The following is a 14,539-nucleotide window of genomic DNA, read 5'->3' on the forward strand; positions in this document are numbered from 1 at the left end:
AGATGGTGGGGGACTGGTCGGGCCGGGCAGCAGGCGGGGGCACCTGTCCGCCGAGCATGCGCAGGTAATGCTTCAGCCGGTCCAGCTCCGGCCCCGCGCCCAGGACCGCGTCGAAGTAGCCGCCCTGCCTCGCCAGGTCGACGATGCGCTGGCGCACCTGCGCGGTGATTTCCTGCGGCGACGTCTGCGCGGACATGGTGTCTCCCGGGGAGGTGCAAGCCATAGCGCGACGGCGCGCACAGCGTCCAGGGCGCGGCCTTTCGCGCTCATTCGCGATGCAGCAATGACAGTGCATTCGGGAGGGCCGCGCCCTCCGCCGTGTTGTCGAAGATGCACCACACCCGGCGGCCGGCCTGCTCGTGGTGGGAGACCTCCACGGACAGCGCCTCCAGGAACGCGGCGGAGTACGCGGAGTAATACATCTTCGGCGAGCCATGCAGCCGGTAGTAGACGACCTCCGCGTCAGGGGGCTGGGGCGCGCTCACCGCGGGCGGATCCGCTCTGACGTAACGGATGCGCGACGCGTCCAGTGTCTGCCGCGCTTCGTCCGTGAACCAGGTCCGGTGCCGGGGCTCGCACACGACGTCCACCGGGGTCCGCTCCCGCAGGTCCTGGAAGAACGCGCGGGCCACTTCATCGTGGAACGCAAGGCTGGGGGGCAGCTGCACCAGCAGGCATCCCAGCTTCGCTTCCAGGTGGCCCGCCTCGTCCAGGAAGCGCTCGAGCGGCTCACGTGCATCGCGCAAGCGCAGCTCATGGGTGATGACCTTGGGGACCTTCACCGCGAACTGGAACGCCTCCGGAACGCTGTCACGCCAGCGGGCATAGGTGCCGGGCCGGTGGGGCCGGTAGAAGGAGGAGTTGATCTCCACCGCGGGGAGCACGCGCGCATAGCGCTCCAGGTGGGTCCCTTCCGTGGGGAAGTGTTCCGCCACCGCGCTCGACAGGCTCCAGCCGGCACAGCCGACCCGGCGGCGCTCAGGGGCAGGGCTCGAAGGTCCGTGTCGCACCGGGGAAAGCTAGGCACGGGCGGGGGTGCTACAACCCCGGCCACCGCGTCGCAGGGGGGAAGCCATGGCTGGAGTCGCCGCGCTGTTCATTCCGGTGCTGTTCATGGCCGGACTCACGATGGACGGGGGCACCCCGGGCCCGGCTGGCGTGGAGACGCCGGAGCTCGTGCCGAGGCTCGGGCATGCGTCGCGGGTCGTCCGGGTCGAGTGGAGCCCGGATGAGAAGATGCTCGCCTCGGCGAGCTGGGATGGCACCGTGAAGCTCTGGGCGGGCGACACGGGCGCGCTGCTCCAGACCCTGGTCCCCCGGGTGGAGCGCGTCCGCGACCTGGCCTGGAGCCCGGTGGGCGGGACGCTGGCCCTGGTGGCCGATGACCGGGTGATGCTCTGGGACGTCGCCAGCGGCGCGCCCGCGCGCTTCCTGCCGGGCCAGTTCGACAGCACGATTCGCATCGCCTGGAGCCCGGATGGACGGACCCTCGCGATGAGCGGAACGGCGGACGGCAAGCTGAAGTTCTGGGACGTCGCCAAGGGCGCCCTGTCGCGCCAGCACGCCGAATCCGTCCCCTACAGCCAGCCCCTCGTCTGGAGCCGCGATGGGCGGACGCTCGTCGTGGGTAACAGCAAGGGAGGCCTGACGTTCTGGAGCCCCGACGCGCCCGAGCCCCTTGGCTCCATCCCCGGCGAGGGCGGCTCCATCTGGGCCCTGGCCATGAGCCCGGACTCGCGGCGGCTCGTCGCCGCGGACGTGATGGGGAACGTGAAGGTCTGGGACGTCGCCACGGGCACGCGGGTCCAGGCCCGGTCCGGGCTCGCGTACAAGGTCGTCTCCCTGGCGTGGAGTCCGGACGGGAGCCAGTTCGCCTCGGCGAACGAGGCGGGGGAGCTCCACCTGTGGGATGGCGCCACGGGCGAGCGGGGGCGGACCTTCCCGCCGCAGGAGGGGCGCAAGGCCTCCGCCGTCACCTGGAGCCGGGATGGCGGGACGCTCGTCGCGGGCAGCCAGGATGGCTCGCTGTCGTTCTGGAACGTCGCTGACGGCGCCGTGGTGCGCACCCGCGTCAGCAGCAACCCGGCCTGGGCCCTGGCCTGGAGCCGGGATGGCCAGACGCTCGCGGTGGGCGGGATGGGTGACGTCGCGCTCTGGAACGCCGCCGGCAGGCGCACGCGGGTCCTGCCTGGCGGCAGCCTCGAAGTGCTGGGCCTCTCGTGGCGCCCGGATGGCAAGATGCTGGCGGTGGTGACCGACGTGGATCGCGTCGTGCTCTGGGACGTCACGCGGGGGACGTCCGTGCGGACCCTCAATCCCGACGGGAGGGTCTGGTCCGTGGCCTGGAGCCCCCGAGGCCCGTTGCTCTCGACGGGGGGCGAGGACGGCAGCATCGTCCTGTGGAACTCCGGGAAGGGCACCGCAGTGCGCACCCTCAAGGGCCACGCGGTCCCGGTGGTCGCCGTGGCCTGGAGCCCCGATGGCCGGCTGCTTGCGTCCTCGGACGAGGATGGCGAGCTCCGGCTCTGGAACGGCGCCACGGGCGCCCCGGTGCGAACATTCGACCGAGAGCCTTTCGCGATCCGGACCCTGGCCTGGAGCCCCGATGGCCGCACGCTGGCCGCGGCAGGGAGGGGCCCGTCCATCGTGTTGTGGAACGCCGCCAACGGTGCCCGGGGGAGAGCACTGGCCGGCCACATCGGAGACGTCTCCTCCCTGACCTGGAGCCCCGATGGCCGCACGCTCGTCTCCAGTGGCATGGACGGCACGGTGAAGCGCTGGAACATCGCCACCGGCGACGTGGCGGCGGATCTCATCGGCCATGCGGGTGCGGTCTCCTCCGTGGCCTGGAATCCGAAGGGAGGCACCTTCGCCTCGGGAGGCCTGGACGGGAGCGTGGTGCTCTGGTCGGAGGCGGGAGAGCGGGAGCGCTGGATGGCGTCCGACACCGGTGGCGAGTGGCTGGCCTGTCATCCCACGCGGTTGTTCTTCACGGCCTCCGAAGGGGGAGGTGATTTCGCCGGGCTCCGCTTCGCTTCGGAGCCGCGAACCCTCCATCCGCTGGAGCGCTACCGCCAGGAGCTGGGGCTCAAGGACCTGTCCGGGCTCGGAGCGAAGGTGCCTCCGGCCCTCCAGCCCAGGTAGGGTGCGCGTCCGATGTCGCTTCCCCTGGTCCACATCTACTGTGACGGCGCCTGTTCCCCGAACCCCGGCCTGGGAGGCTGGGGCGCCATCCTCATCGCCCCCGAGCGCAAGGACTACCGCAAGGAGCTCCAGGGCGCGGAGGCGGACTCCACCAACAACCGGATGGAGCTGACCGCGGCGCTCGTCGCGCTGAAGGCCCTGAAGATGCCGTGCCGCGTCCAGGTGTTCACCGATTCGAAGTACGTGTGCAACGCCTTCGCGGAGAGGTGGCTGGACGCATGGCAGGCGAATGGCTGGCGCACGTCGGCCAAGAAGCCCGTGTCCAACGCGGACCTGTGGCGCGAGCTGCTGGACGCCGTCCGCGCCCACCAGGTGACCTGGCATTGGGTGCGGGGCCACGCGGATGACGTGGAGAACAACCGCGCGGACGCGCTGGCGGTGGCGGCCCGGCTGGACCTGGCGGCGCGGCTCGGGCGCTAGCGTCTGTTTTTGCCGGAGCCGCCAGGCGCTTAGAGGCCTCCTCGCCACGTCGTCAGGTCCAAACGGGCCAGGAGGCAGGAATGTCGCCGACGGTGAAGTGGGTGCTCGGAGCGCTCGTGGGATTGCCGCTGATGTGCTGCGGTTGCGGCGGCCTCTGGTTCCGGAGTCAATTTCCCCACAGTGAGGCATTGGCGCGGGTGGTGAACCACCGTCAGGTGGTCCAGACACTCGGCGAGCCCGTGAGTGGGGGCTTCTTCTTTTCGGGCAAGACCCAGTCGCGCGACGACGACGCGGTGGCTGAAATGGAGATTCCGCTGTCTGGAAGCAAGCAGGACGGCGTGCTGCAGGTGCGGGCCGTCCAGACAAGCAAGGTCTGGGGTTTCAGCCGCCTTCGCGTGGTGGCGCAGGACGGCAAGGTCATCAACGTCCTTGCGGCGTACTGAAAGTGTCAATTCATGCAATGTCGAGTCGTGCACGCAGGGTGCGCTCCGGCACATGACTGGAGGCCAGGCTTCTTGCCCACCCGTTCACCCCCGGGTCACGATTCCTGACAGCGCGCTCGCTGATGGAATCGACCGCAGGGGGGAAACTCAATGGGGCTGGGACCTATCATTCTCTTCCTTCTCTTCATGGGCGCAGAGAAGGTGGTGAATCGCATTGCGAAGCGTCCGCTGATGAATGGGGCCGCGTGGTACCTGGGGGCAGCCGCGGTCTTGTTTGTTTGGACGTGGATGCGAGGCAATTCACTGATCGCTGAAAGGGCCGGGGAGGGGGCCATGGGCATGCAGGCGGAGTTCCTTGGGAGGGTGATAGGTCACTTCCTCCTGCCGGTAGGCGCCGCCATCCATTACGCACGGAAGTTCGAGAGAACGCCCCAGAGCCACGACATCGAAGAAGCCACTGGGGACGCGCCCGACGCCTGAGTCTCCGCCGCTCGCCGAGGGGCGCGGTCAGTCTCTCGATGCGACCAGGGGCAGGGCGCAGCCGCCGTCGTCACAGGCCTCGGCGGGTTGCGATTGGGCCTCGAGCAGCAGGGTCTGGATTTCGGCGCCCAGCTGCAGGTCGTCGTGCACACCGAAGACCTGCCGGCGAAGGCGCCCCTGCGCGTCGATGAGCACCGTGGTCGGCGTTCCCCGCATGGCGTAGGCGCTCATGGTCCTGGGGATGGGGTCGCCGCCTTCGCCCGGCGCGTCCACGCCCACCGGGAACTTCACCCGGTACTCGTGGAGGAACGCGCGCAGGGATTCGAGCTTCATGGCCTCGTGGTGCTCGAAGACCGTGTGCAGCCCGACGACGACGAGCGGCGCGCCCGCGAAGACCTCCGCGACGCGCTGGGCCTGCGGGATGCCCCGGGCGACGCAGCCGGGGCAGAGCATCTGGAAGGCGTGGAGGAGGATGACCTTGCCTCGGAGCCGCTCCAGCGTGAGCGGCTCCGGTGTGTTGAGCCAGGTGGTCGTCTGCCATGCCGGTGCGGGGCGCGGAAGCATCAGAAGTCCCCGTCCTTGATGTAGGGATGGGCCCAGAGCGTCACCTGCAACAGGCAGGACTTCACCCACGCCCCGTACATCTTCTCGACGTCCTCCGGGGAGTGGCCCTGCTTGGCCAGGAAGGGGCGCAGGGTGAAGGTCACCGGGAAGATGAGCGCGAACAGGTTCCGGAAGGGCACGAGGTCCGTCGACGGGGCACCGTCCGTCCGGTTCTTCCGCGCCCGGTGGTGACGCAGGCCAATCTCATGCTGGTAGTCGAGCCAGGCCTGGTCGTACCGGGCGTTCGACGTGTCGAGGATCCACTGGCCGAAGCGCTTGCGGACGGAGGTGAGGTAGTCACCCAGCGGCTTGCCAAGGGTATAGCCGGGGATGTTGCTCATGGTGACTGCTCCTTCGGCGGGCAGAGCTCCGCCGTTGCCGTCGGCCGGAGGTGGCCGCGGAATCCGTGTTCATTCGTGGGTGAGGCGTGAGGGCGTCAGGCGCGACGCATGAACTGCTCCCAGACCTCCCGTCGCGCTGACTCCGCCGCGAGCTCGTGTTCCGGGCAATCGAGGCGCAGTTGCTCACTGGAGAGCGGCGCGTCCACGAAGGCGCAGTGATGCGGCGCCGGGCCGGTGCGCACGTTCGGGCGGAAGTGCTTGCACGTCACGCACATGCCGGAGACCGGAACGAGCCCCTGCTCCTGGAGCATCCGGATCATCTTGACGATGCCGGCGAAGAACGCGCGCTGTTCTTCAGGCGCGAGGTCCGCGACCGCGTCCGCCATGAACTCCGGCCACGAGCGTGCACGGGCCCCCAGCGCGGCGCCCGCCGCTGTCGGCGTCAGGAGGCTGGCGCGCGGGTGCCTGGGGTCCGCGGACCTGGTCACCATCGCCTTCTCGACGAGGACGCGGACCGAGTCGCTGATGGTGGGGAGCGTCACGCCAAGGCGCTCGCTCAATTCCTTGCCGGTGAGGGGCCCGCTCGCGACCAGCGTGGCGAGGATCTGCCCCTGCGTGGCGGACAGGCCCACGCCATTGGCCTGCTGCCACGACTGCTGCTTCATCGCGAGGCCAATCTTGTGCAGCCCGGTCGCGATGCGCGCGGAGATGGGCTCGTTGTTCTCCTCGAAGTAGCCCGGTCGCTTCCCTGTCATGGGTCTGGATGTAACTTAGGACTCCTAAGTAGTCAGGGCAGACAGGCCACCCGACTGGCTCCGTCCTGTTTCCAGCGAGTTCCAGCGGGGTAGCCTGCGACATGGAGGTCTCATCCTCATGTACTACCCGCCGCCACCTGTGACGTATGTCCAATGCGCCGTTTACGGGTGCAAGCATCCGGCCCAGACCATTCAACAGGCGCAGTGTCCCTTCTGCACGCTGTTCTACTGTGTGAGGCACAGTCCGCAGCACTGCAGGGGCTGCGGGTATTACATCTGCGGTGGCTGCTGGAACCGTGGACGTCCATGCTGTGCCTGGTCGAGGAGCACTCCGGTCTTCCACGCGCCTGTCTCCACCTCCCGTGGGTCCTCCTCGGGAACCAAGGGGTCCACCGGCTATGGCAGCGCGATGGGCATCAGCACCGATGACATCGAGAACGCCATCACGGGGCAGGACCGCTGGCCCACCTTCGTGGACTACACCGAGGGAGACCCCTTCGACTTCTGGCAGAGCACGAAGTTCCCGGGCCTGAACGTGAAGTTCCTGATCGTGGCCTCGGGTGCGCTCTTCGAGGTGCATGTCAAATGGGACCAGCGGCAGTGGTACTGCGATGAGCCCTACGCCATGAGCTTGAAGGTGGCGCTCCAAGGGTCGAAGAAAGACATGTGCAACGAGTCGCGCCCCAACATCATGAGCAATACCCACCGCTATCTCTGGGGGAACCTGCTCGCGCGCGCCCGCAAGGTCATCGCCAATCATTACGCGGCGAAGCTGATGACCGAGTTCGGCCTCAAGAACGTCGTGACCCACGCGCTGGTCCAGGCGCTCGTGCACGCCGGGAGAAAGAGCGACCTCGTCGCCCTGTATCTCTGCTCCACGTTGCCATTGTCGGTCTGGGAGCAGGACGCCTGGTCCCTGATGCTCGACGAAATCCAGAAGTGATGTGTCCGCGCAGAAGGCCGTTCCAGGAGCTCCCCAAGTGCTAGTCCTGCACGAAGGCCGCGAGGGTCAGGCCCTGCCACCGTCGGAGCCGGCCTTCCAGCCGCTCCATGCGCGCGTCCAGTGAGTCCATCCCGGCGTCGCCTCCTGTCCCGCTCTGGCGGGGTCGCAGGACGCTAGCAGAGGCCGCCAGGTCCCCGCTCAGCGCGGCAGGAAGAGGAGCAGGATCGTGGGCAACGCGGCGACCAGGACCCCCACACCGAGCGTGAGCACCATCTGGAGGAAGAACAGGTCCTCCAGCGTCTCCTCCAACACGCCCTCCAGCCGGTCGATGGCCAGCAGCTCCATCTCCCGCACCGCGGAGGACACGTCCGGCGACGTCAGCACCGCACGCAGGGCAATGAGCCCCAGCACCCGGCGGGACTGGTCCAACAGGAAGCCCTCCAGCCATCCGGCGCGAGAGGCCGCGGACTCACGTGCCTCCTCGGGCTCGTGCATCCGCTCCGCCACCGACTCCTGGATGGCCCGGGTCAGCTCCGCGCGGCTGGGCGTGCCGGCTCCGCGCAGGCGCCGGGCGACCTGCAGCGTCGCGGGCTTGAGGATGGCGTACGCATAGCCCATCAGGCCCCGCGCCCGGACCTCGCTCGCCAGCCGCGAGCTGACCGCGTGGAGCATCCACACGTAGCCCCCCGCCAACGCCAGGGACAGGGGCGTGAGCACGAAGCTCAAGTAGTTCAGCCATGGAGGCGTCGGGGCCGCGCCCGTCCAACGCGGCGCGAGCATGAAGGCGCCCGCCAGCACCGCGCCAAAACACCCGAAGAGGAAGAAGCCCTTCAGCGCGCCCTTCACGCCGGAGCCCAGCAGCGCGGGCACCATGGCGACCAGGCTCCGCACGCCCGCGCGGACGATGCTCCCCGTGGACTCACGCGCAGGCGCCACGTCCTGGGCCTGGGTCTTCAACGCCGCCTGGCTCATGACGAACGCTCCACCGCTGCCCACCGGTCCACGTCCTCCGCCAAGGGCGGTGACACCGGCGTGCTGGCCTTCAGCTCGCCTCGCTGCCGCCACCACATCAGGAGCGCGGCGGCGCCGAAGAGCAGGGCACCCACGGCCAGCCGGGGCAGCAGCCAGGGAATGGGACTGGAGGACCGGCGCTCCTTCCACCACGCCGTGCCCGTCCCAATCAGCGCGAGCACTCCTGTGATGGCGGCCATGCTCCACAGGAGGTCGCTGTCCGGGCCCGGCACGAGCGCCAACAGCCCCAGGAACACCGTCGCGGTCCACAGCAGGATGCGTCCCAGCCGGAAGTTCGTCAGCCCCACCAGCACCACGGCGACGGGCTTCGAGCCCTCGCCGCTCATGTCGCGTTCCCCATGGGGACGCCATCCTAGACTACGCGGCGGCCGCTTGCTGGATGCGGGCCTGCGTCTCTTCAGGGCTGACAATCCAGGGCCAGAAGCGCTGCGGCTCTCCGAAGTTGGTGAAGAACGTGTCGGCCAGGGACGGCACCGTCGACGCGGCCCCCAGGTAGCCCAGCACGTGCGGCGGTGGCGGCTGGAGCAGCAGGTTGGTGAACGCGGTGATGTACTGGCCCTCCGTCCGCCAGAAGTGCTCGAAGGTCTGCTCCATCCAGTCCGGCGTGAAGGGCTGGTCGCCGTGCGCGAGGATGGCCTCCGTCATCGCGTGCGCCTGCTTCGACGCGCTGTTGAGCCCCTGGCCCGCGATGGGGTCGTTGAGCATCACGACATCCCCCATCCCCAGCACCGCCCGGCCCGACGGCAGCCTCCCCACCGGCTTGCGCACCGTGGGCGTGAACGCGCCGGTGAGCCAGGACGACTCGTCCACGATGGACGCGCCCTCCAGCCGCTCCGCCACCCAGGGTGAGAAGTCCCGCAGCACGCCCTTCATCCGCTCCATCGCGTCGCGCGCGGTGCTCACGCCGCCGAAGCGGTCCAGGCCCTGGCCGGGGATGGCCTCCAGCAGGATGCAGTCCTGCGGCCCTCGGATGCGGTCGAAGTACGGCATGGAGAAATACTCGCCGTGGCCCGCCGTCAGGATGAACTTGAGCGCGGGGTAGGGCGTCTCACGCAACGGCTTCATGCCGGTGACAATCATTGCCGCCAGGTTGCGCGGTGGCTGGGTATGGACGCTGCGCTCCGCGTCTCTTTCGAACAGCCGGGTGAAGCTGTTGCGGCCCGTCGTCACGACCACCAGGTCATGCTCCGGGGCCAGTTTCTCCAGCGCGTCCACGTCCACCTCGCGCAGCACCCGCTGACCGGGCGCCGCGCAGACGTCCAGGTCCCCGCCGCTGGCGTACTCCCCCTGGCCCTGCCAGAAGTCGAGCCCCAGCTCCTGGAGGCTCCGTCCTGGCTGTGTACGGCGGTACGAGACCCCCCATTTCGTGTCAGACCCCTCACGTACTGTTCTTCCCGTCGCAGCGAGAAAAAACCGCGCGAGGGGGAGTCCGCCATGGCCATGTCTGTGATTGATAACCGCGTCGAGGTCGTCTTCAGCTTTGACACCACGGGCAGCATGTATCCGTGTCTCGCGCAGGTGCGGAAGAAGCTGGGGGCCGCCGTGGCCCGGCTGACGAAGGAGATTCCAGGCATCCGCATCGGCATCATCGCGCACGGCGATTACTGTGACGCGAAGTCCACGTACGTGACCAAGGCGCTGGACCTCACGGACGACGCGAAGGCCATCACGCGCTTCGTGGAGAAGGTGGAGCAGACGGGCGGCGGCGACGCGCCGGAGTGCTACGAGCTGGTGCTGCACGAGGCCCGGAGCCTGTCCTGGACAGAGGGCTACACGAAGGCGTTCGTGCTCATTGGCGACGACGTGCCGCACGCGCCGCAGCAGAACCCCAAGAAGCTGGACTGGCGCAAGGAGGCGGCCGCGCTGGGGGAGAAGGGCGTGCCCGTGTATGGCGTCCAGGCGCTGAACCGCCGCCACGCGACGTCGTTCTACAAGGAGCTGGCGGAGAGGTCCGGCGGCTTCCACCTGAGCCTGGATCAGTTCTCACACGTCACCGACATGCTGCTGGCTGTCTGCTACAAGCAGTCCTCGGACGCGCAGCTCCAGGCGTACGAAGCGGAGGTGTCTCGCGAGGGCCGCATGAACCGCGGCCTGAACGCGATGTTCAACACGATGCTCAAGCGGGCCGCGTCCACGCTCTTCGGTGAGACGGACCTGCGCGCGGTGCCGCCGGGGCGCTTCCAGGTGCTGGAGGTGGAGGCGGACAGCGCCATCAAGGAGTTCGTGACGGAGAACGGCCTGGGCTTCAAGACGGGGCGCGGCTTCTACGAGTTCACCAAGACGGAGACCATCCAGGGCCGCAAGGAGGTGGTGCTGATGGACCGCAAGTCCGGCGACCTCTACAGCGGCGAGCGCGCGCGGGAGATGCTCGGGCTGCCGCCGGGGGAGACGGTGCGCATCCGGCCCGCGAGCCTGGAGAAGTACGTCGTCTTCGTGCAGAGCACGTCCGCCAATCGCAAGCTCAAGGGCGGCACGAAGTTCCTCTACGAGGTCGAGGACTGGGACGGCGCTCGCGCCGCCGCGTGAGACGTGAGGCTTAACCGCGTTTAATCGCGTTTAAGCACGCTCCTCCCGCACGCGTTGATAGAGCCACGTCTCAAGCGTGCGCTCACGCGTGATGAGGGGGAGCCATCCATGAAGATCCAGTTCCGCGTTCCGACGCAGTCGCAGCCGTTGCAGGAGCACAAGCCCATCCTGGCGAGGGTCGAGCCTCCGCCCCCGCGCCAGGTGGCGCCCAATCCCTTCCAGCAACAGCGGAACCAGGACCTCTTCACCCCCACGCCCCGGACGCGCCAGACCCAGCTGCTGGGCGGGAGCACGACGTTCCAGGCCTTCACGCCCACGCCCACGCCCGCGCCCATGTCCACGCCCATGCCGGGCGGCGCCGCTCCGGCCCGGGGCGGCACCATCCCGGGCTCCGTGCCTCCGCCGGGCGGTCCCATCATCCAGGGCACGCAGGTCGTCGCGCCCACGCAGACCCCGGCCCCAGCCCAGGCGGCCTCCCCGGAGGTCCAGGCGGCCCTGGATGAGCTCAACACGTACGCTCCCCAGGGCCAGTCCGTTGGGTTGGCCCTCATCCTGGACGCACACCCGGGCACGAGCCCCGAGGCCGTCGCCTTCCGCCGGGAGCTGATGGCCGCCCTGGGCTCGGACCGGGTCGCGCAGTTGATGGGGCAGCTGCGCGACAAGCCCGGCGAGGGGCCGGGAATCGCCAGGACCCTCCTGTCCGCCGCCGCCGAGTCCTTCCCCGTCGAGGACCAGGGCAAGCTGGTGCAGGCGCTGGGGTCCCAGGTGCTGGGGGAGGCGCTGGCCTTTGGCGTCGAGCTCGCGGGCAGCCCGCAGACTCCGAACCGCGAGGCGACCGAGGCCCAGCTGCAGGGCCTGTCCCGGATGATGGGCGCCCTCCACTCGCTGCCCCCGGGCTCGCCGGGCCAGGCGGAGGCCGCCGCCGCGCTGCAGGGCATCCAGCGCGGGGAGCCCGAGTGCACGGCGCCCGGCGCCTCCATCGCGGCGTGGATCGTCGCGAACTCCGGCAGCGACGCGCTCCGGAGTGACTTCGCCAGCGGCTATCTGGAGGACTTCAAGACCGACCCGGATTCGCTCGAGCCCGAGGAGGCCCGCGCCGTGGCGTGGGCCCTGGGCTCGATGACCCAGAGCCCGACGGATGGACTGGGCCCCATCGCCGACCTGCCCGACACGCAGCGCACGCGGTTCCTGGCCACGCTCGCCGCCGGGGACGCACCGGAGATGCTGACCGGCGACAATTTCCAGGGGGCCGCGCTGGCAGGGGTGAACGAGTTCCTGATGGACGTGGCGCTCCTCAACCCGGACAGCTTCTCCAACCCCCAGGCCGCGAAGGCGCTGCGCTTCGAGGCGTTCCAGCAGGCCTCGCTGGCCGTGGATTCCGACTTCCTCCAGGACAGCCCGGGGACCCACCGCGCGCTGGCCGCCATGTTCGCGGCGGACACCGCGGGCATCATCGACGCGTCCGCCAACACCGACGGACCGTCCGACCTGGAGGGGGACAAGCCCCTGGCGAAGTTCTTCGACCACGTCGCCTTCCGCGGCGAGGCGGGCCGGGACCTCGCGATGGACGCCCTGCGGAAGTACCTGGGCGTGGGGCCCGAGCAGGGCATCGTGGACACGCTGGCCGCGAACAAGGGCAACTCCCAGTTCATGGCGGACCAGGGCAACGTCCTGGCGCGCAACATGGGCTTCGTCCTCGGTTCTTTCTACCAGGGCGCGGGGAACGCGATGCAGGCCCTGGGCGACGAGCACGCGCGCAAGACGGCCATCGTGGACGTGATGGGCAGCTTCGTGGAGACCGCGATCGAGGCCAGCCCCGTGGGGGCCGCCTACTCCAAGATCAAGAGCGGCACGGGGGACCACGCGAGCGTGGAGAAGGTGTTCGAGTGGATTGGCAACTACTTCGCGCAAGACGTCGACGCGAGCATGGACGGCGTCAAGAAGCTCTCCGGCGCCATCCTCAAGAAGGCGTGGGCGCCCTTCTTCGGAAACGAGGCGCTCACGGGGGCCTATCCGGCGGAGCTCCAGGACATGTACGGGATGATCAACACGGGGGTCGCCAACGCCATCGGACGCTCGGGCGACCCGAACCTCAACTTCGGCGGCGCCTACATCCCCGAGCGGTAGGGCGGTGAGCCGCGGTGAACCTCCTCTTGCGGCGGCGCGCGGGACACCACTACAACCGCGCCGTTGCTCAATCCGAGGGGGTTGTCGCGTGCTTCGAAAGAATGTCCTCGGCGCGGTGTTCGCGCTGGGGTTGCTGACGGCGATGGGGGCCCAGGCCGAGGTGCTGTATGCCCAGGCCAATTTCCTGCTCAACAAGAACCAGCTCTCCGCCGTGAACTACCGCGGCAAGGGCGCGGCCATCCCCGTGGGGGCGAAGGTCGCCGTGCTGGAGCGGGACAACGACGAGGTGCGCTGCAAGGTCATCGACTCGGGCCTGGAGTTCCGGTTCGTGACGCACCGGAGCCTGGGCAAGCCCACCAACGTGCTGTTCGCCACCTTCTTCGCGGAGCAGGACCCCGCGCCGCGCATCGCCGCGCTGACGCCGGAGGAGCAGAAGCAGGTCCGCGCCGGAGAGCTGGCCAGGGGCATGTCGCGCGAGGCCGTGCTGCTGACGGCCGGTCCGCCGCCGCCGCACAAGACGCCGTCGCTCCAGGCCAACATCTGGCGGTACTGGAACTCGAAGTTCTCCACGTTCGAGGTGGAGTTCAGCCCCGAGGGCAAGGTCGTGCGCATTGGCGACGAGCCCGTGGCCGCGCCCGCGCCCGTGGTGGAGAAGACCTACTACCACGCGACCGCGAACTTCCATTTCGACGACGGCACCGTGTCCTGGGTGAACTACCTCAAGGGCCCCATCATCCCGTTCAACGCGAAGGTGGAGGTCCTGGACAAGGGCTCGTCCTCCGTGAAGTTCAAGGTCGTGGACACCGGCGCGGAGCTGTCCTTCGAGAACGACTCGCGCTCGGGCTCGGACACCTGGAAGCTGTTCCAGGCCGCGTTCGCGCAGGAGGACCAGGCCGCGAAGCTGGAGGCGCTGTCTCCGGATGACCGCCGCAAGGTCGCCGCGTCGGAGGTGGAGCCCGGCATGAGCCGCGAGGCCGTGCGCATGGCGTGGGGCCCTCCGCCCGCGCACGAGACGCCGTCGTTCCACTCCAGCACCTGGACCTACTGGAAGTCGAAGGTCACCAAGGTGCGCGTGAAGTTCGGCAAGGACGACAAGGTCGCCGCCATCGAGTAGCGCGGCACCTGACGCGCGGCGTGAAGACGCGCGAAAGGCGTGACGGCTCATCGCCGTCACGCCTTTTTCTTTTGCCGCGTGCGGCCTACTCCAGCGTCGGGGCCTGGGCCATGCCGGCCGTCGGGTCCTGCGGCAGCCCCTGGCCCTGGACCAGGGACAGCACGTTGCCCGCGGCGCCGCCCACCGCGCCGACAGCGCCACCCACCGCGCCCACCGCACCGCCCACCGCGCCCGCGGCGCCCGCGACGCCGTCCGCGACACCCTGCACGCCCTGCGTGATGCCCTGCACCAGCTGCGCGATGCTGCTCAGCACGTTGGCCGCGCCCTCCAGCAGCTTGCCCAGCTCCGCGGCCTTGCCGCCGATGCCGCCCATGTCGAAGCCGTCCTGCTTCAGGGCCGACAGCGGGTTGGAGAGCTTGTCCAGCTTGCTCGCGGGGGAGTTCGCGCCGCCCGGAAGCCCCGGGGTGTTGGGCTTGGAGACCGAGCCCGGAAGGTCCGGCGTGTTGGGCTTGGAGGCCGAGCCCGGCGTGGTGGGCTTGGTGGTGGCGCCC

The 14,539-nt window shown here is 69.3% G+C and carries 15 protein-coding genes and 2 pseudogenes; 8 read left to right on the forward strand and 9 right to left on the reverse strand.

All coding sequences use genetic code 11. The annotated features are described in order from the left end of the window. Both D7X96_RS36355 and D7X96_RS36360 read right to left on the reverse strand, forming a co-directional pair. Positions 1–196: pseudogene (locus D7X96_RS36355) on the reverse strand (hypothetical protein); the annotation flags it as partial. 70 nt (positions 197–266) lie between these two features. Further along, positions 267–1,010 carry a DUF72 domain-containing protein gene (locus D7X96_RS36360; RefSeq protein WP_167510920.1) on the reverse strand — a complete coding sequence of 248 codons (744 nt, stop codon included), beginning with the start codon at positions 1,008–1,010 and terminating at the stop codon, positions 267–269. 64 nt (positions 1,011–1,074) lie between these two features. Here D7X96_RS36360 and D7X96_RS36365 point away from each other — a divergent pair, with 64 nt between their 5' ends. The 4 genes from D7X96_RS36365 to D7X96_RS36380 all read left to right on the forward strand — a co-directional run bounded on the left by D7X96_RS36365 (position 1,075) and on the right by D7X96_RS36380 (position 4,547). Next, positions 1,075–3,144: a WD40 repeat domain-containing protein gene (locus tag D7X96_RS36365; RefSeq protein WP_121771801.1), complete on the forward strand. Its 2,070-nt coding sequence runs from the start codon at positions 1,075–1,077 to the stop codon at positions 3,142–3,144. 12 nt (positions 3,145–3,156) lie between these two features. Next, positions 3,157–3,624, forward strand: a complete 468-nt coding sequence (gene rnhA, locus D7X96_RS36370; protein WP_121771802.1) for a ribonuclease HI — start codon at positions 3,157–3,159, stop codon at positions 3,622–3,624. A gap of 80 nt (positions 3,625–3,704) precedes the next feature. Further along, positions 3,705–4,067, forward strand: a complete 363-nt coding sequence (locus D7X96_RS36375) for a cytochrome c oxidase assembly factor Coa1 family protein (protein ID WP_121724169.1) — start codon at positions 3,705–3,707, stop codon at positions 4,065–4,067. Between the two features lie 150 nt (positions 4,068–4,217). Continuing rightward, positions 4,218–4,547: a hypothetical protein gene (locus tag D7X96_RS36380; protein WP_120552391.1), complete on the forward strand. Its 330-nt coding sequence runs from the start codon at positions 4,218–4,220 to the stop codon at positions 4,545–4,547. Positions 4,548–4,574: 27 nt separating this feature from the next. On the opposite strand, the gene D7X96_RS36385 is transcribed toward D7X96_RS36380, so the two are convergent. The 3 genes from D7X96_RS36385 to D7X96_RS36395 all read right to left on the reverse strand — a co-directional run bounded on the left by D7X96_RS36385 (position 4,575) and on the right by D7X96_RS36395 (position 6,246). Next, complete coding sequence (locus D7X96_RS36385; RefSeq protein WP_120552392.1) at positions 4,575–5,111, reverse strand: redoxin domain-containing protein; 537 nt, start codon at positions 5,109–5,111, stop codon at positions 4,575–4,577. After that, entirely contained in the window at positions 5,111–5,491 is a 381-nt protein-coding gene (locus D7X96_RS36390; RefSeq protein ID WP_244219843.1) for a protoglobin domain-containing protein, read from the reverse strand. The genes D7X96_RS36385 and D7X96_RS36390 overlap by 1 nt, the downstream gene beginning before the upstream one ends. Positions 5,492–5,586: 95 nt before the next feature. Continuing rightward, entirely contained in the window at positions 5,587–6,246 is a 660-nt protein-coding gene (locus tag D7X96_RS36395; protein ID WP_120552393.1) for a MarR family winged helix-turn-helix transcriptional regulator, read from the reverse strand. 409 nt (positions 6,247–6,655) lie between these two features. Between D7X96_RS36395 and D7X96_RS36400 the strand changes: the two genes are divergently transcribed. Continuing rightward, a complete protein-coding gene (locus tag D7X96_RS36400; protein WP_120552394.1) occupies positions 6,656–7,189 on the forward strand; it encodes a hypothetical protein in 534 nt (177 codons plus the stop codon). 198 nt (positions 7,190–7,387) lie between these two features. On the opposite strand, the gene D7X96_RS36405 is transcribed toward D7X96_RS36400, so the two are convergent. From D7X96_RS36405 to D7X96_RS36415, 3 genes are read right to left on the reverse strand one after another with little or no spacing between them, the layout of a single operon-like run. Next, positions 7,388–8,161: a hypothetical protein gene (locus tag D7X96_RS36405; RefSeq protein WP_121771803.1), complete on the reverse strand. Its 774-nt coding sequence runs from the start codon at positions 8,159–8,161 to the stop codon at positions 7,388–7,390. Then, positions 8,158–8,547, reverse strand: a complete 390-nt coding sequence (locus D7X96_RS36410; protein ID WP_121771804.1) for a hypothetical protein — start codon at positions 8,545–8,547, stop codon at positions 8,158–8,160. The genes D7X96_RS36405 and D7X96_RS36410 overlap by 4 nt, the downstream gene beginning before the upstream one ends. 31 nt (positions 8,548–8,578) lie before the next feature. After that, positions 8,579–9,454, reverse strand: a complete 876-nt coding sequence (locus D7X96_RS36415; protein WP_121771805.1) for a styrene monooxygenase/indole monooxygenase family protein — start codon at positions 9,452–9,454, stop codon at positions 8,579–8,581. Between the two features lie 207 nt (positions 9,455–9,661). On the opposite strand from D7X96_RS36415, the gene D7X96_RS36420 reads away from it, so the two are divergent. From D7X96_RS36420 to D7X96_RS36430, 3 genes are all read left to right on the forward strand, one after another. Next, on the forward strand, positions 9,662–10,747 hold the full coding sequence (locus tag D7X96_RS36420) for a vWA domain-containing protein (RefSeq protein ID WP_244219844.1): 1,086 nt from the start codon (positions 9,662–9,664) through the stop codon (positions 10,745–10,747). Between the two features lie 108 nt (positions 10,748–10,855). Beyond that, positions 10,856–12,874 carry a hypothetical protein gene (locus D7X96_RS36425; protein ID WP_121771806.1) on the forward strand — a complete coding sequence of 673 codons (2,019 nt, stop codon included), beginning with the start codon at positions 10,856–10,858 and terminating at the stop codon, positions 12,872–12,874. Between the two features lie 88 nt (positions 12,875–12,962). Next, entirely contained in the window at positions 12,963–13,988 is a 1,026-nt protein-coding gene (locus D7X96_RS36430) for a hypothetical protein (protein ID WP_121771807.1), read from the forward strand. Positions 13,989–14,073: 85 nt separating this feature from the next. Here D7X96_RS36430 and D7X96_RS40185 read toward each other — a convergent pair. Beyond that, positions 14,074–14,539, reverse strand: a pseudogene (locus tag D7X96_RS40185) (hypothetical protein); the annotation flags it as partial.

The organism is Corallococcus interemptor, assembly GCF_003668875.1.
GTDB classification, from domain to species: domain Bacteria; phylum Myxococcota; class Myxococcia; order Myxococcales; family Myxococcaceae; genus Corallococcus; species Corallococcus interemptor.